At 56.1% G+C, this 21151-nt stretch carries 27 protein-coding genes; 6 read left to right on the forward strand and 21 right to left on the reverse strand.

The genetic code is table 11. The features are described 5' to 3' along the window. Window positions 1-46 precede the first annotated feature (46 nt). From WDN46_24135 to WDN46_24170, 8 genes are all read right to left on the reverse strand, one after another. Window positions 47-589 (reverse strand): transcription termination/antitermination NusG family protein, encoded by a 543-nt coding sequence (locus WDN46_24135; protein MEJ0096380.1) that lies wholly within the window; start codon window positions 587-589, stop codon window positions 47-49. A gap of 48 nt (window positions 590-637) precedes the next feature. Next, complete coding sequence (locus WDN46_24140; protein MEJ0096381.1) at window positions 638-1753, reverse strand: hypothetical protein; 1116 nt, start codon at window positions 1751-1753, stop codon at window positions 638-640. 266 nt (window positions 1754-2019) lie between these two features. Then, window positions 2020-2286: a hypothetical protein gene (locus WDN46_24145; GenBank protein ID MEJ0096382.1), complete on the reverse strand. Its 267-nt coding sequence runs from the start codon at window positions 2284-2286 to the stop codon at window positions 2020-2022. A gap of 9 nt (window positions 2287-2295) precedes the next feature. Then, a complete protein-coding gene (locus WDN46_24150) occupies window positions 2296-2526 on the reverse strand; it encodes a hypothetical protein (GenBank protein ID MEJ0096383.1) in 231 nt (76 codons plus the stop codon). 38 nt (window positions 2527-2564) lie between these two features. Then, window positions 2565-4103, reverse strand: a complete 1539-nt coding sequence (locus WDN46_24155) for a S49 family peptidase (GenBank protein MEJ0096384.1) — start codon at window positions 4101-4103, stop codon at window positions 2565-2567. Window positions 4104-4112: 9 nt separating this feature from the next. Beyond that, a complete protein-coding gene (locus WDN46_24160; GenBank protein MEJ0096385.1) occupies window positions 4113-4418 on the reverse strand; it encodes a hypothetical protein in 306 nt (101 codons plus the stop codon). Further along, window positions 4415-4690: a hypothetical protein gene (locus tag WDN46_24165; GenBank protein ID MEJ0096386.1), complete on the reverse strand. Its 276-nt coding sequence runs from the start codon at window positions 4688-4690 to the stop codon at window positions 4415-4417. The genes WDN46_24160 and WDN46_24165 overlap by 4 nt, the downstream gene beginning before the upstream one ends. Continuing rightward, window positions 4687-5112 carry a hypothetical protein gene (locus tag WDN46_24170; protein ID MEJ0096387.1) on the reverse strand — a complete coding sequence of 142 codons (426 nt, stop codon included), beginning with the start codon at window positions 5110-5112 and terminating at the stop codon, window positions 4687-4689. Before WDN46_24170 ends, WDN46_24165 begins: the two co-directional genes overlap by 4 nt. 14 nt (window positions 5113-5126) lie before the next feature. Between WDN46_24170 and WDN46_24175 the strand changes: the two genes are divergently transcribed. After that, entirely contained in the window at window positions 5127-5462 is a 336-nt protein-coding gene (locus WDN46_24175; GenBank protein ID MEJ0096388.1) for a hypothetical protein, read from the forward strand. 641 nt (window positions 5463-6103) lie between these two features. Here WDN46_24175 and WDN46_24180 read toward each other — a convergent pair. From WDN46_24180 to WDN46_24195, 4 genes are all read right to left on the reverse strand, one after another. Next, the gene (locus WDN46_24180) at window positions 6104-7654 is read right to left on the reverse strand and encodes a phage/plasmid primase, P4 family (protein ID MEJ0096389.1); all 1551 of its coding nucleotides are present in this window, start codon (window positions 7652-7654) and stop codon (window positions 6104-6106) included. A gap of 63 nt (window positions 7655-7717) precedes the next feature. Further along, complete coding sequence (locus tag WDN46_24185) at window positions 7718-8860, reverse strand: toprim domain-containing protein (GenBank protein ID MEJ0096390.1); 1143 nt, start codon at window positions 8858-8860, stop codon at window positions 7718-7720. 38 nt (window positions 8861-8898) lie between these two features. Then, a complete protein-coding gene (locus WDN46_24190) occupies window positions 8899-9309 on the reverse strand; it encodes a hypothetical protein (GenBank protein ID MEJ0096391.1) in 411 nt (136 codons plus the stop codon). 55 nt (window positions 9310-9364) lie between these two features. Beyond that, window positions 9365-9604 (reverse strand): hypothetical protein, encoded by a 240-nt coding sequence (locus tag WDN46_24195; GenBank protein MEJ0096392.1) that lies wholly within the window; start codon window positions 9602-9604, stop codon window positions 9365-9367. Between the two features lie 328 nt (window positions 9605-9932). Between WDN46_24195 and WDN46_24200 the strand changes: the two genes are divergently transcribed. Both WDN46_24200 and WDN46_24205 read left to right on the forward strand, forming a co-directional pair. Further along, entirely contained in the window at window positions 9933-10223 is a 291-nt protein-coding gene (locus WDN46_24200; protein MEJ0096393.1) for a hypothetical protein, read from the forward strand. Between the two features lie 421 nt (window positions 10224-10644). Then, window positions 10645-10833: a hypothetical protein gene (locus tag WDN46_24205; protein ID MEJ0096394.1), complete on the forward strand. Its 189-nt coding sequence runs from the start codon at window positions 10645-10647 to the stop codon at window positions 10831-10833. Window positions 10834-11025: 192 nt separating this feature from the next. Here WDN46_24205 and WDN46_24210 read toward each other — a convergent pair whose 3' ends face one another. From WDN46_24210 to WDN46_24220, 3 genes are read right to left on the reverse strand one after another with little or no spacing between them, the layout of a single operon-like run. Further along, a complete protein-coding gene (locus tag WDN46_24210) occupies window positions 11026-11325 on the reverse strand; it encodes a hypothetical protein (protein MEJ0096395.1) in 300 nt (99 codons plus the stop codon). A 32-nt stretch (window positions 11326-11357) separates the two neighbouring features. Continuing rightward, window positions 11358-11552 (reverse strand): hypothetical protein, encoded by a 195-nt coding sequence (locus WDN46_24215; protein MEJ0096396.1) that lies wholly within the window; start codon window positions 11550-11552, stop codon window positions 11358-11360. Between the two features lie 4 nt (window positions 11553-11556). Beyond that, complete coding sequence (locus tag WDN46_24220; GenBank protein ID MEJ0096397.1) at window positions 11557-11814, reverse strand: helix-turn-helix domain-containing protein; 258 nt, start codon at window positions 11812-11814, stop codon at window positions 11557-11559. Between the two features lie 524 nt (window positions 11815-12338). Here WDN46_24220 and WDN46_24225 point away from each other — a divergent pair. The 3 genes from WDN46_24225 (at window position 12339) to WDN46_24235 (ending at window position 14189) form a co-directional block, all read left to right on the forward strand. After that, entirely contained in the window at window positions 12339-12815 is a 477-nt protein-coding gene (locus tag WDN46_24225) for a VOC family protein (GenBank protein ID MEJ0096398.1), read from the forward strand. Window positions 12816-12890: 75 nt separating this feature from the next. After that, on the forward strand, window positions 12891-13406 hold the full coding sequence (locus WDN46_24230) for a DciA family protein (protein ID MEJ0096399.1): 516 nt from the start codon (window positions 12891-12893) through the stop codon (window positions 13404-13406). 105 nt (window positions 13407-13511) lie between these two features. Then, window positions 13512-14189 carry a DsbA family protein gene (locus WDN46_24235; GenBank protein ID MEJ0096400.1) on the forward strand — a complete coding sequence of 226 codons (678 nt, stop codon included), beginning with the start codon at window positions 13512-13514 and terminating at the stop codon, window positions 14187-14189. Between the two features lie 103 nt (window positions 14190-14292). Here the strand turns inward: WDN46_24235 and WDN46_24240 are convergent, their stop codons facing one another. From WDN46_24240 to WDN46_24265, 6 genes are all read right to left on the reverse strand, one after another. Continuing rightward, window positions 14293-14649 (reverse strand): iron-sulfur cluster assembly protein, encoded by a 357-nt coding sequence (locus tag WDN46_24240; GenBank protein MEJ0096401.1) that lies wholly within the window; start codon window positions 14647-14649, stop codon window positions 14293-14295. A gap of 108 nt (window positions 14650-14757) precedes the next feature. Next, on the reverse strand, window positions 14758-16002 hold the full coding sequence (locus tag WDN46_24245; protein ID MEJ0096402.1) for a cysteine desulfurase: 1245 nt from the start codon (window positions 16000-16002) through the stop codon (window positions 14758-14760). Between the two features lie 28 nt (window positions 16003-16030). Then, complete coding sequence (locus WDN46_24250; protein ID MEJ0096403.1) at window positions 16031-17362, reverse strand: SufD family Fe-S cluster assembly protein; 1332 nt, start codon at window positions 17360-17362, stop codon at window positions 16031-16033. Between the two features lie 10 nt (window positions 17363-17372). Further along, window positions 17373-18128, reverse strand: a complete 756-nt coding sequence (sufC, locus tag WDN46_24255) for a Fe-S cluster assembly ATPase SufC (GenBank protein MEJ0096404.1) — start codon at window positions 18126-18128, stop codon at window positions 17373-17375. A 138-nt stretch (window positions 18129-18266) separates the two neighbouring features. Beyond that, window positions 18267-19742, reverse strand: a complete 1476-nt coding sequence (sufB, locus tag WDN46_24260; protein MEJ0096405.1) for a Fe-S cluster assembly protein SufB — start codon at window positions 19740-19742, stop codon at window positions 18267-18269. Between the two features lie 76 nt (window positions 19743-19818). Continuing rightward, on the reverse strand, window positions 19819-21021 hold the full coding sequence (locus tag WDN46_24265) for a cysteine desulfurase family protein (protein ID MEJ0096406.1): 1203 nt from the start codon (window positions 21019-21021) through the stop codon (window positions 19819-19821). Window positions 21022-21151: the final 130 nt, after the last annotated feature.

The raw sequence follows: 21151 nt of genomic DNA on the forward strand, positions 1-21151 counted from the left end.
GCTTGGTAAGAAAAATCCCAAAGCCATTTGCGTCTGCCGCTCTGCGTCAAACTAGCTCAACATCAGCGCGTGCAACCTCCACAGATCGCTCACCGCCAAGCACGTTGAATAAAATCCTAAGCCGGTCATGAGCGCAGGCTGTCTCTGTGATTCCTTCGAGGCCGCAAAAGGCGCTACCCTGAAGGAAGCGGACACGCGAGCCGCTCGGGATGATGGGGATGGGGTGGAAGATTTTCTCGTCTGGGTTTTTCAACGGCTCATTCCAAACCCACTCCTCATCCGTACCAGCCCAAAGGGCATCCTCGAAATCGATAGGAAGGACGGCAGGCCTAATTCTATCAGACAGGAGTATGTGATTGAGACCTGTGATGAATCTTAGATCATAGGTATTCACCATGTCATTGGGAATTTTATAGAAGACATAGGAAGGGAAGAGTGGGGCCAATCGTGACTGTGGTTGATTGCGAGAAGTGAAAGTGTGCTTAATGAGGGGACAAAATGCCTCGATCTGTTTTCGCAACCGCAATTCGCTGATCACGCGACGCTCTTGGCCTGAATAAGTCTGCATCACACCCAAACCTACTGGCATTTGCGTTCCTCCGTGGAGTAAGGTTATGCCGCTGCTTCTGATAGGCCATTATTGCCCGGTGCTCTCGCCGCCCGTTTCCTTCTCGCCGTCGCCGGTGTCTGATTCCGATGTTGACCCTTCCGAGTTGGAGGGAGGGGGCACTGGGTTATATTGTGAAACTTGGAGGGTGGTGATGTAGCCGCTATTGCGATCGAAGGAATGAATGGCCTCGACAATCGTATATTGACCATCAATGCCAGGCCGGGCTCCGGTCAGCGTAACGACACCCATCGCTTGAGCCGAAGGCTCGCCGATGATCGTGATCGTTCCACCGCTCTTCTCCCAATCCGAAGAACGCTGATTTGAGTCTGATTGATTTTGCGCTTGGGCTTGCGTCGGCGCGACAAACTTATGGTTCAAAGCGGCGGAAGGATCACCTGTCCCGCCCAATGTTGAGGGCTCATAGTTCCAGAGCGCCTTGTCGGTGTCGTACCAGGAGGTAGTGAACTTCGCATATTGCGCAGTTTGATAAGCCGGGACCAACGCCCAGTTTATAACATTTTGGCCGACGACCGCTTGTACATCAGGCATCGCTTCGCCGGACGCCGACTGTTGCGAAGTTTGATATTGGAAGACAACTTGGTTGCCTTGTATCTTCATTACCGCGCCGAATTGGCGCGCTGTTCGATGCCCCCAGGCTTTAAAATCTTCGTTATGCGCGCTCCAATAGTCACGCATCACGCTTCCGAGGCCGGGCGGCATACTCACGGTCAAACCAGCAGCAGCACCGAATTTCGTCGCGGCATCCAAGAAGGATGAATTATCCGCATGCATTCCGAGCGTGGACTTTATGCCCCCAGAAGGACTGGAGGAAATACCGCTGATAATAAGAAGGCGACCGCCATTGCGTGAGCCTTTCGACAATGGCTCATCTACATAGCCGCTGAAGGATTCAACGGCACCGGTGTCTAGCCAGCCTATGCCACAAACGATTGTCGCCGACGCGTTAGGGGGCATTTGTAGCTGGCCGTACTCGTCGTCCAGCGTTATCTCGCATGTGTCCGCGCCGTCGAGAGTGGAAGTGATGACAAGCTTGATAAGATATCGGTTGAAAATTTCGGTGCAATCGACGCCGTTGATGCTGAAGTAGAAGGTCGCGGGCGGCTGGTGGAGTATCGCGTCCATTATCTGCACCTATGAAAAAGCGGACATATAAAAATCGCGCGACGCTGGAGCTGGGAGAGGATCAAACCCACCCAGCGTCGCGCTGCCCTTTCAAATGCCCGATCCGTGAAAGGAAAAAGCGGACCAAAGCATTTTGGACACCGCCGCTGGCTTGACGGAACAGCGACGGGAACTGAAACCGAACGCGCAGGCGAAGGGAGCATCCCAACAACCCTCGCCTGCGCTGAGCCTCTTGGTGGGAGAAGCACCAGGAGAAAACAAAATCGCTAGCAAACGAAAACTCCACTGCTGTGAGCTGTTTCGCTATCGGTCACGGTCGTGACCTTCGAAATATAGACGCCATCACTTTTCTCGTGATTTAGGTTGGCGTCATCGATCTCAAAAACTTTGCTGGCCGGATCGGTGCGCTGGGATAGCCATTGCGCTTCATCGCGGGCCTGCGACAGGAGTTCGAATTGAAGGGTGGCGTCTGCGGGTTGGAGGTGGCCCTTATGAATTCGACGGATATCGAAATGGGAACGAGTGATTTTCATTGGATGCCTCTATGCCGGTACAAGCTTCACGAAGACACCCTGATAGGGGACGGCATCGCGTGGCCCGAGAAATCCGAGGGGTGAAAGTTTGGTATTTTTAGCCGCAGCGATCGCTTGCTCTCGCGTCGGATAGGTGCCAACTTTTTCGTTGTGCTCAGAATAATCGTTGATTGGTACGTAAGGGGACTCAACAGGATAGATCGCCTCAGCTCTTTTTCTGATCCAGACTTCCCATTTCATTTTGAATCCCCTTTCAGGTTTGTGTGGCCGTGGGCGCGTTACTTCGTGGGCGAGAACTCGTTTTTATGCCGCTGCGCGATCGCTTCGCCCGCCTGCGCCTGGGTGCGTTCGTCGGCGGTCAGAGTGTCGAATGTTTTGACGCGTGAGGAGGTGCCGCCGAAGGCGCTTTGGTTGACGTAAGATGCAACATCGATTTTGTTTCCTTCTTCGTCGCAAATCGCGTCGTCGTCATCGTCGCCTTCGGGGTCGCAATCTTCGTCGTCCGCTTTCGCTTTGGATGCGTCGTCATCCGCCTTTTTGTTCAAGTAGGCGGCTGAGTTGTAGTAGTCGAGGGAGGCGGGAAGGGGCTGGCCGCTGAGGAGGGCGGTGGCGATTGCCGCGCCGGCATTGTAGTCGGCATTGGTCTCTGTCCTTGGCGCTTTGCCGAGCAACCGGGCAGCTGCTTTTGCGCCGCGCTCTTCCGCGCTGAGCTTTTTTGCGGCTGGCTTAGCGACCGCAGTTACCTCGGTTGAAGGGGCTGCCTTAAGGGCATTTACTGCGGCCTCCACACTTAGCTCTGTGTTGAAAGCGAGGTGCTGGGCGAGGGAAGCGCGGCCTTTTGCAGCGTCGCTCATCGTGATGGCCTTTACGCGCTGCTTAACAGCGGCGACGGTGGAGGCCTGCGCATCTTCCGCGCTGGCGGAGAGCTGCGAGCCCAAAGGCTTGGTGTTGGCGGTGTGGGGTGTATTAAAGACTGACATATATTCCTCCAACTCTCCGATTTCGTCGATGAGACCAAGGCTGATGGCTTCATCGCCCATGTATGTTGCTGCTTCAGTTGCTAGAACCTGATCGAGAGAAATCTTCCCGTCGCGCCCTTCTGCAACTTGACCCGCGAAAGCGAGGCGAAGTTCATCGACGCGGGCTTGAATGTCTGCCTTCGCGCTGTCCGATAGCGGCTCATATGGATTTCCATCGGCTTTTTTCTTGCCGGAGAAAATCATTGAGATTTTCAGGCCGAAGGATTTGAGGGCGGATGACATATCGCTGTGAGTTGATATGACGCCAATCGATCCAACTTCAGAGATTGGAGAGGCGATTATCTTATTGGCCTGCGCCGCTAACCAATAAGCGCCCGAACAGGCCATGCCGTTAACGACAGCGGTCACTGGCTTCTGAGTTCGCACTCTTTGGATTACCGACGCCGTTGAATCGGTGCCGCTCGCGTAACCGCCAGGGCTATCAATGAGAAGGGCGATTTCTGTGACATTTGGATCGTCCGCTGCCCGTGAAATCTCGCTGCGCAAGCCTTCCTGAGAAGTCATGCCCCAAATGGAACCAAGGAAATCGCCGGAAGGGATGAGCATGCCGCTGATCGGGATGAGCGCAACGCCGTTCTCAATACGGTATGCGCCATACCGATCGCTGGACGGCTCGCCGCGCATCCGGTCGGCCTTTGCGGGCGTGAAAGTTTCGAAGGCTTTGGGCTCTTTCTGCCATTTTGCGAAGCTGGTTGCGAGCTTGTCAGCAAAAGACGTGTGGCACAAAAGCATTTCTGCCGAGATAGATGAAGTTGGTAATGCTGACTGCTCGTTCATGTAGGCTCCTTATTTGCCCAGTAGCTTCTTGGCGCTGGCTGCGCCTTGCTGTTCTGGTGACAATTGATTTGGTCTCAAGCCGCCATCTGAACTGATCCTTGGCTTTTTATAGCTGGCCATTTCTTCGAAGAGCGTCGGTGCGCGCGGTTCAGCGGGCGCGGCCTTAATGGGGGCAGCGGCGAGCGTCGCAATCGCGTCGGCGGCAGACAGCTCGGTGTCGTATGCGAGAAATGACGCCAACTCTTCGCGGCCTTGGGCAGCGGTGCTCGTGATAATTTCCTTCATTCGATCTTTGGCGGCGGCTTGTTCGGTCATTGCGGGTCTCCTTCGGTTTTTGGTGCGAGTCCGCGCCGTGCAGGCGAAACCACGATCGCGATAATCTCAGAGGCAGTCATGTTGGTGCTTCCAAGGAGCCTGACGGCTTCGCCATACTCGCCAAGGTCCACATGCCATTGCTCGGACACCCAGCTGAGAACTTCGCGCCAGCGGCACCGCTCCATGAAAACTGCGTTTTCAATTTCGAGCTGGAGGAGCGCGTCGTGATCCTCTGGAGTTTCGCGGGGGAGGAGGAACTGGGTCATGTTCATGCGAAGAGATCCTCCAAGTCGTCGCGTGCGGAGCCGAACCCGGCTTTGCGCAAGGTCTCGGGGTCCGGTGTGTGGATGAGAAGGTTTGAGTGTTCGGCTTCGCGCTGACCTTCGCGGATCGCATCGGCCCAAGTTTGTGTGTGACGCAGGAGGCGTGGGCCTTGACCTGAAAGCTTCGCGAAGCGAGCGCCGAAAGACGCGCCGCGAACGCGGGCTTGTTCCTGAGGCGGCAATGGCGGCGGAGGGGGTGGCGCGGCTGCTACGGCGGGCGCGGGCTGGCGTTTCGTGGTTTTGGTGGGCGCTGGTGAGGCCTCGATGGTCTTGGGCTTCCTTGAGCGTGGCTTGCGCTCTGGGTGCTTCGCTTGGATATCCAAAGCGAGTTTGGTTTTTTCGGCCAGGAGCTGCTTGAGGCCTTTTGTCATGGGGAGGCCTCCGCATGCTCTTCGGCGTCGGCGGGCGCGGGCGTCGGCTGGACAAGATCGACGCCATCCAAGATCCGCTTCATTTGCGCTTGGATTTCGAGATTTTTCATGTGACGGCGAGCTTCTTTGGCTTCCGCCTTCGTAATCCCTGCCCGTCGCCGATCTTCGCGCGTTGCGGTGGTGAGGCTGTCAAAATGCTTTTTCAAAGCTTCGCGCGTCGTCGTAAAAGTGCGCAGATCGCCGCCAGTCATGGTGCCGGGGATTTCGCCTTTATTGATCATTTCGATGGTAAGCCGCGTGCTGAGGCCGATAACTTCAGCGATCAGTTTGGCTCCACGAAGCACACCTAAAGATGAGTTTTCCTGATTATTCATCCGCAAACCCAATCTAGAGCTATTAGTGGTGGTTAGCGTAGGTTATGACCGATTAAATAACTCTATACTATTCCGACGTCGGCCAAAACAGAATAATAGTGACGTTTCGCTCTAAATTAATAGTCAAATACGTAGCGGATCCAATTTTCATTTCATTGAAAACGTAGCGACAAAAAGCGGTAGCACGCCCCCGGTGTGTATATGTGACGGAAGTACCTTTTTGATTCTAGCTCGCTGGAGTTATCTCTAAGTATATCATGAGGTTAACGGCCCCCTCCTCTACAGATCGGGGATATCTCTACTGCTGGGGGATCGCCGACGCGTGGCGACGGACGGTCCAGGGGCGGATGGTCGTGGATAGGGAGGGGATGGAGAAGGATGGTCTATGGCCGCGCTCGGGCTGGGGAGAGCCCTGGGGAATTTGGGCGGCGGGCCAGCCAGAGGCCTAGCTAAGCTAACGCTCTCGCTGGGAGCTAAACCTAAGCATTGGGGGAGCGGGGAGAATTAAGGGGTATTTTCCCCTAGTTCCCTAGGGGTGTTACTATAAGGAGAAAGAAAGGGAAAAACAGGGTAAATTCTCCCCGCTCCCCCGTTTCTCCCCTATTGCTACGCTTGCGCTAGAACGGACCAACATCATCATCCCCTCTTGGCCCTGCACCGGGCACCCGGCCACGCGCCGCTGCCGCCGCTCCATCCTCCCCAGCCACATCGGCAGCATAGTTCAATTTAATTCCCTTAAACACCGTCGAGCCGTGCGACTTGTAATCTTCGTATCCAGCTAACCGAAGTCGGGCAGCAAGATCATTTCGGGTCGTGTGATCAACGCCCTCATCATTTGCCCATTTTGAAAAGCTATCGAAAAGCGTTCCCAAAGAAAGTTTGGTAACAGTCTCGTCGCGCGAACAAAACAAACCGATCCAAAGCCCAACGCCATCCATATCTTTGCGATATTGCGCCGTCGCCTTGCTCACGATCTCCGGTGGCCTCAACCCGCCATTGGCGAGGTAATCCTTCAGGCCTTCAAGGCACCAATTCAAGATGCCGGGTAATTCAGGAACAAGCTTGTTCTCGCGAAAATCCTCATCCTTCTCGGCGTCGGAAATGGTCACAAGATAAGGCACATAGTGAATACGTCGCCAGATGCCAACATCCGTTCCTTTGATTTTCGGTTTATGGTTCGTGCGCAAAAACGGCTTATGCGTCGGCGTAAAATTGATTGGAGCTTCAAACAGCGCGCGGCCATAGAGCGTATCCTTACCAGCTAGATATTTGACGCGCTTCTCATTCAACTGGTCATTCTCGCTGGTCTCATTAATCCAAACAGCTCGCTTCCCTTTCACCGCAACGATTTCAGGGGTTGCACAATTTCGATCCTTCGCCGCAATAAGCAGGCCAGCATCCGCCGAATGGGCATAATCGCCGAGAATTTGATTTATGGTCTCCATTTCGGTGGTCTTACCGTTCGCGCCGCCGCCGTGCATTATGAAGAGGATTTCAACCATCTTGCCGGTTAGGGATATTCCGAAGAGCCGTCGCTTATAGGCAATCAGCTTATCATCACCATTGGAAATCTTATGTTGGAAGGCCAGCCAATTGGGGCATTTTGCGTCGGGATCAAAAGACACCGAGCACCGCTTCGTGATGTAGTCTTCTCGGTTTCCGCCAGCTACAAAATCGCCAGTCGCTAAATCGATCGTGCCGTTTTGAACGCCGAGCAACATCGGATTAGCATCAAGCGCGTCGGTCGATAAGATGACGTCGGAATCACTTCTCGCCAAATTGACCATCGCCGTGATCTGAAACGCGGTTTGGCATTTAAGCGCAAATTTCCGAAATGTTGTTCTCGCAGCTTCATCGGCGATCTCTTTTGCCTCATCGAATAGCAACTCAACAGTCGCCTTTGCGCGGCGTACAATCTCGCCGTCTTCATCGCGCTTCCAATAAAGACCATCCCACACATACCAAGATTTAAATTGGGGAGCATATCGGATGTCAGCGCCGTGCCGCATCACTAATCGATGCGCATTACCTAGCTCCGTCAACTCTTCAGAAATAGCTATTTCAAAGTCAGTGTTCGCAGACTTTCTCTTCCCCTTTTTGAGCGTTATCTTAATAGTCGCTCTTCCGGTCTTTACTTTTCCCGTTTCCGCGTCTAAATTATAGTCCACTGGAATATCCTTTCTATATCAACTTAGGCGCTCATTTCCCCTCCACGGGATTTGAGCGCTTTTTTATTTTTGTCGCGCCTGAATTTGATCGTTAAAATCTTTGTATCCCTTCTCAGGCAATATCATTTTGATTTTGATTCCTGCGCCTCGATATCGGTGTTGCACCTCTCTGTAGGCGCGCTCGCTGGCGCCGTTGTCGCGCTCGCCGAGCACGGTTAGCTCGCGAAGAAATGGGAGCGCAGGGAAGTCTCTAATTCCATACGTCGAGCCGGTCGCCCATACCGGACTAAGGCCCATCTGGATCGCGGAGAGACAGGTCTCAACACCTTCGCCGATTATCAACTTTCGAGCGGCGCGGACTTCAGCATCAGTGTGAAATTTAACAGCAGCGCCGGAAGCGATGCCGGGCATTTGCCGCAGCTTTTTCTGCTTCGACGCGCCGCCAGTTTTCACATCAACCATCATCGGCATCCATAGGCCTTCCTTGATGCGTTTGAAGCAAGTCCTATGCACAGCGGTCAGTTCATCGGTTAAAATGTTCCGCATCGCGGCAATCATATAGTCGATCGTGATTTGTAGCTCGCGCTTCATGTTCGCTTCGGTCAGTTCGAAGTCGCCATAGCCGCGCGGCGAACCGGGACGACCATCCCACCCGCAATAGCCGCCATAGAGCACGCCTATCACGGTGTTGGCGAAGCGCTCGGAGCCAGTTATGGCGCGGCTCTCCAGATAGTTCTGGGCCAGGGTAAATGGGGCGCGAGGCCAATCAGTAATCTTGTGGAGGGCGCAAGCTTCGTCGATCGACATGCCAGCCGGCCAATACCATTTGTGGAAATGCGACACTTCGTCGGTCGCCATGCGCCACAGGTATCTCGCATTGCTTATGCGCTCAGCTTCCGAGAAGATATCGACGCGTGGCGGCTCTCCAGCTTCGACCTTCGCGGCCTCGATCAACTCATCAAAATACTCGCGGCAACTAGCCAGCGCTCCGCTGCCCAGTGCTGGGTCATCGTAATCAGCAGGGAAGATGCTATAGCCGGTAGCACTAAGCCGCACCTGGACTTCCAAGCTTTCTGGCCCAGGACCGAAGCAGCGAACAGAGCCGGTTTCAACACTCCCCTCAAGCGCGCGCGCGTACCATTCAAGCGCCTCAGGGTTAGCGGAGCCCCTGGCGTTGTGCGGCGCGTCTTGCTCGTCGCTGCTCATCAGTAAAGCTCCTAAGCGTAAGCTTCCAGCAATTCAGATCAAGCCGCTTCAAAATCTGGATCATGGTCGCAAGGAATATCAACAATAGGCGTTCGGCCTCCAATAAAAACAGAAATTGGTGGAGCGAAGCCCCCAAGCTGAACCCGGAAGCAACGGAATGAGTATCCGATGCGCTCTGCGAATTCTTTGTAGCCTTTCTTAGGCATTTTATTGGCCCGCAAATACATCGCATAAACGCCATGCCTGCTATCGCAAAATATTCTCTCGATGCAGCTTTTTAACTCTTCAGGCATGGGTTTAATTGCGAAGCGAATTGCGTGAAGTTCGGCTTCGATATGGTGGCGGCTTTCTACCCAAACGCCGTCGATGCTGGATAGCGAGTTGTACTTCGATCGTTCCTCAGGCGTCATTTCGCTTAAGCGACTTCTGTCTGCTTCTTCGTTCAACATCAATCTATTCCTTTCAAAGTATGGGCGGCGTGGCAAAGTTGATCTACATGACGTGCTATCCAACCTTCAACTTGGCAGGAACTACAGTTGCCTTCTCCAGGCGCGCGATTACCTCAAGGATGCTAGATTTTCTCCAACGGTACTCGCGACCGATCTTTATCGGCGTCGGGAACTCAAGATCAGCATAGTACGGATGACGACGGTAGCGCCAAAAAGTCGTCTCAGATCGGCAACCCAGCATGATCATCGCGTCGGAAGTGCTAATCCAAATCTCATCATCTTTCAGTGTAGGCATCGTATGGTCTCCTTTAATAGCCTTCGCGGAGCCTATAACGAAAGAATAAATGACGTATACACCTAAACAGCGCCTCGATTTAATTATTAGTTTTGGTCTTTTTCCGAAAAAACGAAACACTTAAGCTAAGCCTTATTGTTGCTCAGCCTCGGGCACCTAGCCGTCTTGCTAGCGCTAGCAACGCGGCCCAGCGTCAGCCCAACAAAAAGCCCAGCGCGGGGATCGAGAGCGCTGGGCAGGATCTCTCAGTAAAATTCGAGGGCCTTAACGCCGCTCGCAGCGCTCCTGCAATCCGTGGTACGCTCAGCGGAAAGCAGGAGACTCGTTAATGGCCAAATTTTACGTCGTTTGTATCATGTCGCCGGAAGAAGGCGGACGGTATACGGTATTTGAAGAAAACCCTCTAAATGCCAAATCCTACGCAGACAACGCCTTATCGAAGGGCGCTGACTCGCCAGTGAATATCTATTCAGTTGAAGCAAGCGACGTCCGAGCGGCCCATGAGGCAGTAAAAGCGGACAAAGGCTCTCTCTATCTTTCTCTTTCGCTGAAGGCGACGCCTGAACAAATCGAGGCCGCGAAAGAAATACAAATGATAGACGATCTCCTTGGGTTTTGAATCGATCCCATCACCGGAAGCTGCTTTTAGAATGCCCACCGAACCTAAAGGCGAAAAGCCCCCGCCGGTGTGCTAACCGCTGGGCCTAGGGCGGGTCGAAGGGATGGGGAGCTAGCCGAGTACTGGCCAGGCCCTCGAAGCCACCTAGGGCCCAGGAAAAAGACCGGCGCGGAACCATCATCCGCTTTCCCGGCAAGAGCGCCCCGCACAAAGGCGGATGGTCAGGCTCGGCCCGTAACGAGGAGTGGAAAACCGGGCCGGATCCAGTTACGAAAAATCAACAATGCGTTTAGAGCGCAGGACCAATCGATGTTTGCAATCGGAGCAAGTTGCCGATCCCACTAGAGAGACCGCCGCGCCGCAATTCGGACAAGCGCCGACGCGAACGAATAGACCGCCTCCAATTAAGAATGGAGCTGCGATGAAAGCGATGAACATCAACGGCAAGAAGAAGATCCCAAGGACCATCAACACGCCGACGACGCCTAGCCCATTGAAAGCTCCTGAAAGCGGAGCAGCGCGTGAGGCGGTAAATTTCCGGCCTCCAAAATCAGCCGGTGGGAACTGCGCATCCATCTTACCCTCCCTGCTGCAAGCGAAGGAAAATTAGGGCGTCGAAAACAAGCAGGACAAGGCTGACCAGAGCGATCGTTCGCGACAGAGTTGGACGGTTCAGATAGACTTTCGAAGGCTTTCCGAGTACCATTTACTTGTTCCTTTTTCTATCCGGTTTAGGGGACACAGGAAGCCCGCGCCAACAGGCTTTCCGACTCAGGCTGGGGAGCAATCCTCAGCCTTTTTGTTAGCTCAAGGGCCTCATTAGTTCCTGCGCGGTAGGCAACTTCGCAATCACTTCAACGAGGGCGTGGCTGAGAAGCGTAGCTAGACGCCTGTGCGCGGTCGCCGCTTGTGCGTCGCTCGGGTTGAGTTCATTAAAGTCAAAGAACAGGATTGCCATTGCGTCATCGAGCTTCGCGGCTTGCGCGGCTTCTGAGATCACCTCAAGGACTTTTTTTCTCGCCATTTCAGCGAATTGCTCCAGAGCTTCGTCATCATCCTCGTCTAAAATCATTTCATTGCGGGGCATGCGTTTCTCCTTCAATTAAATGATAACCATAATACTATTGGGCGTGCTTAAACCTTCTTTGCGATCTGTTCAGCCAACAGTGGGAAGCGACCAACGCGCAACATCGAAAACGACTGCCGCACGAAGTCAGATATCGCCTTTCCCTTCGTTGGGGATTTGTCGAGCGCGTCGCTGATCTCTTGGGTCAATCCCGCTTCCCCAGCCGCCACCAAGATAAGTTTTTCGGCGTCTCGCTTGGTCATCAGCTCAGCCCTTTTTCCGCGCCAGCTTGTTTTCTGGTTTCATGTTGTCGCCGCGCGTGACCTCGCTGCCGTCGCCTTCGCGTAAAAGCCGGGCAATTTCCTCAGCCGGCACCCTAATGCGGCCAGCGATCGTGACCGTGCGGAGCTTTCCTTCACGCCGCATAATGTAGAGCGTGTTGGGAGAGAGTTGCAGCAACTTCGTCGCCACTTGCATAGTGTAAACGAGCGGCTCCGGCCTCTCATCTTCTCTAAGAGCTTCCATGGTTTGCTTTCCATTCTTTAATTGCTTACAATATCTAGCCTATTTCCTCTTATACCGGCTAACGTAGCCCATCGTCTACAAAAAAATACATATAAAATCTGTATTATCATATTTTATTTAGAGCGTTGCTAGCTATTTGAGAATGAAACGCGGATATTTCACTTCCAAAGAAGCGATTTGAGTACGCTATCCTTTGCGTTCCTCGGCATTGCTTCAAATGACTATGAAAAATATTACCTCACGCATACGGGAGGCAGCAAGGGCTCAACTGCAACTTTGTCATAACCTCGTATCAGCTCCCGTCCCGCCCGCGCTCACGCGAAATTGATAAGGCCTTCCGACAACCACAAAACCGCCCTGTTGATAGGCTCGTATAGGGAAAGACAGGCCGGGCACCGGGCTACGGGTTGAAACGGGGGTAGCTGAAACGCTAAACGCCCTTTTCCCTCTGGAAACGAGCGGATCGTTTATCCGCTCTCCTCGCCGGAAAATAGTCGTGCAGGCCATTTTGGGGGAAGCTAACCATGAATGAGCGACCGAGAACCCAGAAAGTCAGCCCTATTCCGCAAGGGCGTCAAGGGGCTATTCCCTACCTCAGCGTCCGCAACGCGAGCGCAGCAACGGAATTCTACAAGCGCGCATTCGGCGCAACCGAAACGCTCTGCATCGGCCCCGATGGCGCAATCGACCACGCCGAACTCGAAATCGGCGGAGCGAGAATCATGGTTTCGGACGAGTTTTCCGATCATGAGGCCTTATCGCCTGACACAATCGGCGGAACGCCGGTGCTGATCCACCTTTATGTCGAGGATGTAGACGCCTTTACGCGCCACGCCCAAAGCCAAGGGCTAAAAGTGCTGCGCGCGGTCAATAACCAATTTTACGGCGATCGCTGCGGCAAATTCGAGGATCCATTCGGACATCGCTGGTGGATCGCCAGCCATATCGAGGATGTCTCGACGGAAGAAATACGGTGGCGCGCCGCCACGCTTTATAGCTGATTTCACAGGAGGTTTCCGCCTCCGCCCGGGCAGGCTTGCCGCCAAGGCGTCAAACCCGTAAAAAGAACCATGTGGATGCTTCGCCCCCAAGGCCCATGGTCCCGACCGCTCGCCGACCTCGTTGGGCCGCTGATCGATCCGGTTCTCGCGCGGCAAGGCTTTGGCCAATCAGACCTCATTCTGTTTTGGGACGATATCGTCGGCGAGCGGCTCGCCGCCGCATCGCAACCGATCAAGCTGCAATGGCCGCCGCGCGATCGCGCCCGCACCGCGGAAGGGGCGCAGCCCCCGGCGACCCTCGTCATACGCGTCGAGACGGGGTTTGCGCTTGAATTGCAACATTTGTCCGGCGCCGTCATCGAGCGCGTCAACGCGCATCTGGGCTGGCGCTGCGTCAACCGGCTCTTGCTGAAGCAGGGACCGGTGGAGCGGCGCTCCGCCGCCAAACCGGCCCGCGCGGAGCCTGATCCCGCAATTGTGATCGTCGCCGAACGCGTGGTCGGCCCGATCGCCGATGAACCCTTGCGTCTGGCCTTGACGCGGCTCGGCGCCCGTGTGCTATCCCGCTCACCGCGGGGCGGCCATGGGTGAAATTCGGTTGCGAAACCTTAATGCCTTTTATCGCCGCGCCATGATAGGTTGCATTTAAGCTTGGCGGTCCCGTCAGTTCCCGCCCTTCCGGATGGATCGAAACTCATGCATTCGCTGAATAAAAGCCCGGCGTTCAACAGCCGCCGCGCAATCCTCCAGGTCGCGGCCGCAGCCGCGCTCTTCATCGCTGGCCTCGCCGGCGGCCTTAGCGAATTGCGGGCCGAAGGCGCAAGCGTGCCGATCGACCAGCTCATGGCCGAGGGCGCCTTGCCCGATATTCCGATGGGCAAAAGCGACGCCCCGGTCACGATCGTCGAATATGCCTCGATGACCTGCTCCCATTGCGCGGCGTTTCACGCGAACAGCTATCCGGCGCTCAAAAGCAAATATATCGATACCGGCAAAGTGCGGTTCATCTTGCGCGAATTTCCGCTAGATCCTCTGGCGACCGCCGGCTTCATGCTGGCGCGCTGCGCCGGCGACGACAAACGAAACGCCATCATCGATTTGCTTTTCGACCAGCAAAAGAACTGGGCGTTTACGGAGAAACCAGTCGAATCGCTGGCTAACCTCGTCAAGCAGGCCGGAATCAGCCAGGAGAGCTTCGAGACCTGCCTCAAAAACCAGGATCTCTACGAGAATATCAATAAAGTCCGCGATCGCGCCGCAGAGAAATTCGGCGTCAACGCCACGCCGACTTTTTTCATTAACGGCCAAAAGCAGAATGGCGAACTTTCGCCCGAGACAATCGACAAATTGCTCGAGCCCTTGCTGAAGGGCTGACGCGTCATCCCGAAAAGTCGCCGACTTTTCGGGGTCTTGCGGCGGTTTTGGGATTTGAACTCGATCAGAGCGCCCGACGGCGCTCTAGGCCGGGCCGCGCCGCTCAGAACATGTCGAGCGCGACGCGCGCCTCAACCGACATGCGGCTCTGATCCCAGGGCGGATCGAAAACAACGTCGACTTTCACGCCCAAAGTCCCGTTGATTGCGCCGATCGCCGTCTCCACGGAGCGGGAGAGTTCCCCCGCCACAGGACAGCCGGGAGCCGTCAAGGTCATCTCGACCTTGACCATGCGTTCCGCTTCCAGCTCGACCTTGTAGATCAGCCCCAATTCGTAAATATCGCACGGGATCTCCGGATCGAACACGGTCTTCAGAGCCGCGACCGCCTCGTCAAGGAAACGAACGCGCTCGACCTGCGGAATCGAGCCGTCGAAGATCCATTGCGGCTCGTTTGGCATGATTTCCGTAGCTTCGATGGTCTGCGTTTCTGCCATTTACAGGCGCCTCGTTCCTTTCAGATTGATCAGCTCCAGACCGATCAACCGCATCAATCCGTAAATGTCGCCCTAGGCAAACAGGCGTTCGACCTTAACCAGAGATTCGACCAATTTATCGACTTCCTCGAATGTATTATATAGCGCAAAAGACGCACGGCACGTTGATGAAACGCCAAAACGGGACAGCAGCGGCTGGGCGCAATGGGTGCCGGCGCGGACTGCGACCCCGGAGCGGTCAAGAATCGTCGCGACATCATGCGCGTGAGCGTTCTTCATCTCGAAGGCGATGATCGCCCCTTTGTCTTTGGCGCGGCCGAAAATGCGCAGGGAATTCATCTGCGACAAACGCTCATGCGCGTAATTGCTTAACGCCGTTTCATGCGCGTGGATGCGGCTTCGGCCGATCTTCCGCATATAGTCAAGCGCTGCGCCAAGTCCAATCGCCTGCACAATCGGCGGCGTGCCGGCCTCGAAGCGGTGGGGCGGATCATTATAGGTGATGCGATCGCGCGTGACCTCTTTGATCATCTCGCCGCCGCCGAGGAAAGGCGGGAGCTGCTCCAGCCATTTCGCCTTGCCGTAAAGCGCGCCGATGCCCGTCGGGCCATAAAGCTTATGTCCGGTCACCGCATAGAAATCGACATCAAGGTCGCGCACGTCGACGTCAAGATGCACTGCGCCTTGCGCGCCATCGACAAGAACCGGAATGCCGCGCCCATGCGCTATTCTGACGATCTCCTTGATCGGGGTCACCGTGCCAAGCACGTTCGACATCTGGGTGATGGCGACGATCTTGGTTTTTTCCGTCAGGGATTTTTCAAATTCCTCAAGCGAAAACTCGCCTTCGTCATCGACGTCGACCCATTTTAGAACGGCGCCTTTACGCTCGCGAAGAAAGTGCCAGGGAACGACGTTGGCGTGATGCTCCATGATCGAAAGCACGATTTCATCGCCTTCCTTGATGAAGGCCTGTCCGAACGAGGCCGCGACCAAATTGATCGCCTCCGTGGCGGATTTTGTGAAAACGATCTCGTTCGCCGATTCAGCGTTGAGGAATGTGCGCACGCTCTCCCTTGCGACCTCGAACGCGTCGGTCGCGGCATTGGCCAGAAAATGCAACCCGCGATGAACATTGGCGTATTCATGATAGGTCGCGTGAACCATGCGATCGACGACTTCCGTCGGCTTCTGCGCCGAAGCGGCGTTGTCGAGATAGACCAGGGGCTTGCCGTAGACTTCCATCGCAAGGATTGGGAAGTCTTCGCGGATGCGGGCGACGTCGTAAGGCGTTTCCGCATTGATATGCTTGTTCATGCCCTGCTCCCCACGCCGATTTGCGACATCACGCACTGCCCCGCGCAGTAAGCCACTTGCTCACCTCGGCGCGAAAAACTTTGATCGATCCTTCATGGCCAATCTCGTCGACGAGTTCGGCCGCGAAAGCCTCCAGAAGCAGCGCCTCAGCTTCCGCGAAGGGCAGGCCTCTCGTTTGCAAGTAAAACAATTGATCGTCGTTGAGGCCGCCGCATGTTGCGCCGTGGCCGCAGGCGACGTCGTCTGCGAAGATTTCGAGCTCCGGCTTGTTGTTCATCGCCGCATTGTCAGACAGCAGCAAGGCGTTGCTGAGCATCCGTCCATCGGTCTTTTGCGCGAGCCGCGCGACATGGATCTTGCCCTGGAATACGCCGGTGGCTTCCTCGTCGAGAATATATTTGAAATTTTCGCGTCCGACGCAGCCAGGCGCCATGTGTTCGACCAGCAAAGTCGTATCGGCATGTTCGCGGCCGCGAAGCAGCGATACGCCGCGGAGCGCGCCAACCGAATCGGCGCCCTCGAAGCGCATGAAAATCTGCCGGCGAACGAGGCCCCCGCCGGTGATGAGCGCAAAACTGTCAAACTTTACGCGGGCGCCGACATGGGCGATGAGGCTTTCAATGCGCAGGCTGCCGGGGATCATGTCGGTCAGCATTGCGGTATGGCTGAAGGTCGCGTCATCGCCAACCGAGACGATCAGGCAGCCATTGGTCTGGCCGGTGCGGCTCCCCTGGCCGTGACTCTCTTCGGCGATGCGTACTGTCGCGCCGGCGCCGACGAGAACCGCCGAGCGGGAGAACCGCGCCGATGGCGTGTTTGCAGCCGTCGCATAGACGATATGGATCGGGTCAGCGACAAGAGTTCCCGGCTGAACCTCGATCACAACGCCGTCCTGCATCAGGGCGGCGTTCAAGGAAACGATGGTATCCTTGCCGCCAAGATCCTGCGAGGCGAGCAGAGCGATCAGATCGGCGCGCCCCTCGCCCAGCACCGAAGCGAGCGAGCGGACTTTCACGCCGTCCGGCAATGCGTCCGACAATTCCGGGACGAATGCGCCATCGACAAGCACCAAGCGTCGGCGCGGCGCGGCGGCGGCGAATTCCGTGCGAAGAGCCGCGATCGCCGCCGCGCTCGGCGGCGCAGCGATTGGCAGCGCGTCGCGCATCAGAGCGCGCAGATCGGTGTAGTGCCAGGCCTCGATGCGTCGATGCGGAAGGCCAGCCTCAAAAAACGCGCCAAATGCGGCTTCGCGGAATTCAGCCACGGCGGCCATGCCCGGCAGGTTCGCTTTGGCGGCGCCGAAGGCCTCGGCCAAAGCGATCTCCGTGGGTGTCCGCGAGGGAGTGATTTGAGCGCTCATATCAATAGCCTCAGGCTACGGCTGGTTCGACGACATAGTCGCGATAGCCGCTCTCTTCGAGTTCGATCGCCAGTTCCTTGCCGCCGCTTTTGACGATTCTGCCCTGCGCCATCACGTGGACGCTATCGGGCACGATGTAATTTAAGAGCCGCTGATAATGGGTGATGATAAGGAAGCTCCGCTGTGACGAACGCAGCGCATTGACGCCTTCGGCGACTATCCTGATGGCGTCAATGTCGAGCCCGGAGTCGGTCTCATCGAGAATGGCGAAGGACGGCTCCAGCAGCGCCATTTGTAGAATATCCATGCGCTTCTTCTCGCCGCCGGAAAATCCGACATTGAGGGCGCGGCGAAGCATGTCCTGCTTGATGTCGAGCTTCTCGGAGGCTTGCTTGACCCGCCGCATAAAATCGGGGGTCGAAAGCTCCGCTTCGCCGCGCTGCTTGCGCTGCGCGTTCAACGCCGCCTTGAGAAAAGTCATGGTCGCGACGCCAGGAATTTCCAGCGGATATTGGAATGCGAGAAAGACACCTTGCGCGGCCCGCTCATCCGGCTCGAGCTCGAGAAGATTGACGCCGTTAAGAAGGACCTCGCCCGAATCGACGGTGTAGTCCTTGCGGCCCGCGATCACGTAAGAGAGCGTCGACTTGCCGGTGCCGTTCGGCCCCATGATCGCGGCGACTTCGCCGTCTTGCACAGTGAGGTTCAAATCGACGAGGATTTTCCGTCTATCAATCGAAACATTCAAATTCTTGACTTCAAGCATGGTGGCATTCCTCGTCGTACCACAGCGCGCCCGCCAGCCGCTGGGATCTGCGCAAGTCGTTTGCATATGGCGCAGAGTTGGCATTTTCGAAGGGCTCCGCCTTGAAGAGGAGGCCTTTCCTGTTTCGATCGCCTGGCGTCAGCCGACGCTTCCCTCAAGCGAGATCGCGATCAACTTCTGCGCCTCGACCGCGAACTCCATCGGCAGCTGCTGCAGAACATCGCGAACGAAGCCATTGACGATCAGGGCTGTCGCTTCTTCGGCCGAAAGCCCGCGCTGCATGCAATAGAACAGCTGGTCCTCGGATATTTTCGAAGTCGTCGCTTCATGTTCGAATTGCGTGCTCGGATTCTTCGATTCGATGTAGGGCACCGTATGCGCGCCGCAGGAATTGCCGATCAAAAGCGAATCGCAATTGGTGAAATTGCGCGCGCCGGTCGCCTTGCGATGCGCCGAGATTTGGCCGCGATAGGTGTTCTCGGACGCGCCCGCCGCAATGCCCTTCGAGATGACCCGGCTTGTGGTGTTCTTGCCGAGATGGATCATTTTCGTGCCGGAATCGACCTGCTGCCGTCCATTCGAAATCGCGATCGAATAGAATTCGCCACGCGAATTATCGCCGCGCAGAATGCAGGAGGGATATTTCCAGGTGATCGCGGATCCGGTTTCGACCTGAGTCCACGAGATCTTGGAATTATCGCCGCGGCAATCGCCGCGCTTCGTGACGAAATTATAGATGCCGCCGGTGCCTTCGGAATCGCCCGGGTACCAGTTCTGTATGGTCGAATATTTGATTTCCGCGTCATCGTGCGCAATCAGTTCGACGACCGCGGCGTGCAGCTGATTTTCGTCGCGCTTTGGCGCCGTGCACCCCTCGAGATAGGACACATAGGAGCCCTTGTCGGCAATGATCAAGGTCCGCTCGAATTGTCCGGTGTCCTGCTCGTTGATGCGGAAATATGTCGACAATTCCATCGGACAATGGACGCCCGGCGGAACGTAGACGAAAGAGCCGTCCGAAAAGACGGCGCTGTTCAACGTCGCATAATAATTGTCAGTCGTCGGCACGACCGAGCCGAGGTATTTCTTGACGAGTTCTGGATGAGTGTGAACCGCCTCGGAGATCGGGCAGAATATGACGCCGGCCTTGCTCAGCTCTTTCTTAAAGGTGGTGACGACCGAAACCGAGTCGAACACCGCATCAACCGCTATTCGCGGCTCAGGGTTCACGACTCCGGCAAGGATCGCCTGCTCCTGCAGCGGGATGCCGAGCTTGGCGTAAATCTTTAGAAGCTCGGGATCGACCTCATCCAGCGATTTTGGACCCGCAGCCGTCTTTGGCGCGGAATAATAGTAAAGGTCCTGGTAATTGATCTTGGGAAAATCGACCCGCGCCCAATTGGGCTCGCTCATGGTCAGCCATCGGCGATAGGCCGCAAGCCGCCATTCCGTAAGCCATTCCGGTTCGTTCTTTTTCGCTGAAATGAACCGAACAATGTCTTCATTCAGGCCTCTCGGCGCTTTATCGGACTCAATGTCGGAGAAAAAACCGTACTTATATTCGCTAACGTCGATCGACTTAACGCGATCGACGGTTTCCTGGACCGCTGCCATACCATTCTCCTCACCCTGCCGGTTTCAAGGACCGCTGGCTCAGACTTCTACTATAGACCGGTATAACCCGATCGCATCACGCAGCGAAATGCTCCGCCGCTTTAATTTCCGCCCTCAAGGGCTTCGCCTTGATGGTCCGCACCGCCTTCTCGAGGGCTCGGCGGAACAAGACGCAATCCTCCTCGCTAGAATTCCAACCAAGGCTGACGCGGATCGCGCCGGCAGCCAATTCAGGCGCCACGCCCATCGCCTCCAGAACATGGGAGCGCTTTACTTTTCCGGACGAACACGCCGAACCCGAAGATACTGCCACGCCTTCTATATCCAAAAACATAAGCAAAATCTGCGCTTCGACGCCGGGAATCGCGAAACAGGAGGTATTGGGCAACCGCTCCGCTCCAGCGCCGAAAAATGCCGCGCCCGGAGCAAGGCACCCGATATCTCTTTCCATCTGATCCCGCAAAGCCGCCAAGGCCGCCGTCTCCCGCTCCGCCCTTTCTTGAGCGGCTCCGATCGCGGCGCGCATCCCCGCGATTGCAGCAACGTTCTCGGTTCCAGCCCGAAGACCCCGCTCCTGGCCGCCGCCGCGCACCAGAACGTCCGTTATGTGGGAAGTCGGAGAGGCAAAACACAGTCCCCCAACGCCTTGCGGCCCGCCGAACTTATGCGCCGACACGACAATCGCGTCAGCCCCCCAAAGATTGATGTCGCAATTGATCTTGCCTGCCGCCTGCACTCCATCGCAGACCAGAAATCCGCCTGCGGCGCGGACAAGCTGCGCCGCCGCCGCGACAGGCTGAATGACGCCAGTCTCATTATTGGCCGCCTGGAGAGCCAGCATGATGCGTCGTCCGCTCTGGCGGTCGAGCGCGGACTGAAGAGCGCCAAGATCCAAGACGCCCTGCTGCGTTAGCGGGATGATCTCGACCTCGGCGGCCGGAAACCGATGTCCTGCAAGAACGGCGGCATGTTCGCCGGCGCCGACCAATAGCCGATCGAACGGTCCAGTTTTAGCTCCGCCCGGCTCCAGATGCGGCGTTAGCGCCAGATTGAGCGCTTCAGTCCCCCCTGACGTAAACACTATATTTTTGGGCGATGCGTGGACAAAAGCCGCGAGTTCGGCGCGGGCGGTCTCGATTATCGCACGGGCTGCGCGCCCTTCCGCATGAACGGAGGAAGCGTTGCCGGGCTTGTCCAAAGCGGCCAGCATCGCCTCGCGCGCAGCCGGATGCAAAGGCGTCGTCGCATTATGATCGAGGTAGGCGCGCGGCGGCGACACGGCAAAATCCACAAGGCGTTCAAAAGGGCAAACTGGCCTATAAGCCTTAAAGTGCTTGCAATCCTTCGGGGCGAACGTGCTAAGAAGGCATCAAGCCTATGTTTTGACGCCCAATCGGTCCGTCAAGGGC

It is taken from the genome of Methylocella sp., assembly GCA_037200525.1.
Taxonomy (GTDB): domain Bacteria; phylum Pseudomonadota; class Alphaproteobacteria; order Rhizobiales; family Beijerinckiaceae; genus Methylocapsa.

Bases quoted from the DNA above. Each gene is read 5' to 3' on its own strand.
- WDN46_24135 (MEJ0096380.1), bottom strand. From the start codon at position 589: ATGCCAGTAGGTTTGGGTGTGATGCAGACTTATTCAGGCCAAGAGCGT.
- WDN46_24140 (MEJ0096381.1), bottom strand. From the start codon at position 1,753: ATGGACGCGATACTCCACCAGCCGCCCGCGACCTTCTACTTCAGCATC.
- WDN46_24145 (MEJ0096382.1), bottom strand. From the start codon at position 2,286: ATGAAAATCACTCGTTCCCATTTCGATATCCGTCGAATTCATAAGGGC.
- WDN46_24150 (MEJ0096383.1), bottom strand. From the start codon at position 2,526: ATGAAATGGGAAGTCTGGATCAGAAAAAGAGCTGAGGCGATCTATCCT.
- WDN46_24155 (MEJ0096384.1), bottom strand. From the start codon at position 4,103: ATGAACGAGCAGTCAGCATTACCAACTTCATCTATCTCGGCAGAAATG.
- WDN46_24160 (MEJ0096385.1), bottom strand. From the start codon at position 4,418: ATGACCGAACAAGCCGCCGCCAAAGATCGAATGAAGGAAATTATCACG.
- WDN46_24165 (MEJ0096386.1), bottom strand. From the start codon at position 4,690: ATGAACATGACCCAGTTCCTCCTCCCCCGCGAAACTCCAGAGGATCAC.
- WDN46_24170 (MEJ0096387.1), bottom strand. From the start codon at position 5,112: ATGACAAAAGGCCTCAAGCAGCTCCTGGCCGAAAAAACCAAACTCGCT.
- WDN46_24175 (MEJ0096388.1), top strand. From the start codon at position 5,127: ATGCTCTTCGGCGTCGGCGGGCGCGGGCGTCGGCTGGACAAGATCGAC.
- WDN46_24185 (MEJ0096390.1), bottom strand. From the start codon at position 8,860: ATGAGCAGCGACGAGCAAGACGCGCCGCACAACGCCAGGGGCTCCGCT.
- WDN46_24190 (MEJ0096391.1), bottom strand. From the start codon at position 9,309: ATGTTGAACGAAGAAGCAGACAGAAGTCGCTTAAGCGAAATGACGCCT.
- WDN46_24195 (MEJ0096392.1), bottom strand. From the start codon at position 9,604: ATGCCTACACTGAAAGATGATGAGATTTGGATTAGCACTTCCGACGCG.
- WDN46_24200 (MEJ0096393.1), top strand. From the start codon at position 9,933: ATGGCCAAATTTTACGTCGTTTGTATCATGTCGCCGGAAGAAGGCGGA.
- WDN46_24205 (MEJ0096394.1), top strand. From the start codon at position 10,645: ATGAAAGCGATGAACATCAACGGCAAGAAGAAGATCCCAAGGACCATC.
- WDN46_24215 (MEJ0096396.1), bottom strand. From the start codon at position 11,552: ATGACCAAGCGAGACGCCGAAAAACTTATCTTGGTGGCGGCTGGGGAA.
- WDN46_24220 (MEJ0096397.1), bottom strand. From the start codon at position 11,814: ATGGAAGCTCTTAGAGAAGATGAGAGGCCGGAGCCGCTCGTTTACACT.
- WDN46_24225 (MEJ0096398.1), top strand. From the start codon at position 12,339: ATGAATGAGCGACCGAGAACCCAGAAAGTCAGCCCTATTCCGCAAGGG.
- WDN46_24230 (MEJ0096399.1), top strand. From the start codon at position 12,891: ATGCTTCGCCCCCAAGGCCCATGGTCCCGACCGCTCGCCGACCTCGTT.
- WDN46_24235 (MEJ0096400.1), top strand. From the start codon at position 13,512: ATGCATTCGCTGAATAAAAGCCCGGCGTTCAACAGCCGCCGCGCAATC.
- WDN46_24240 (MEJ0096401.1), bottom strand. From the start codon at position 14,649: ATGCCAAACGAGCCGCAATGGATCTTCGACGGCTCGATTCCGCAGGTC.
- WDN46_24245 (MEJ0096402.1), bottom strand. From the start codon at position 16,002: ATGAACAAGCATATCAATGCGGAAACGCCTTACGACGTCGCCCGCATC.
- WDN46_24250 (MEJ0096403.1), bottom strand. From the start codon at position 17,362: ATGAGCGCTCAAATCACTCCCTCGCGGACACCCACGGAGATCGCTTTG.
- sufC (MEJ0096404.1), bottom strand. From the start codon at position 18,128: ATGCTTGAAGTCAAGAATTTGAATGTTTCGATTGATAGACGGAAAATC.
- sufB (MEJ0096405.1), bottom strand. From the start codon at position 19,742: ATGGCAGCGGTCCAGGAAACCGTCGATCGCGTTAAGTCGATCGACGTT.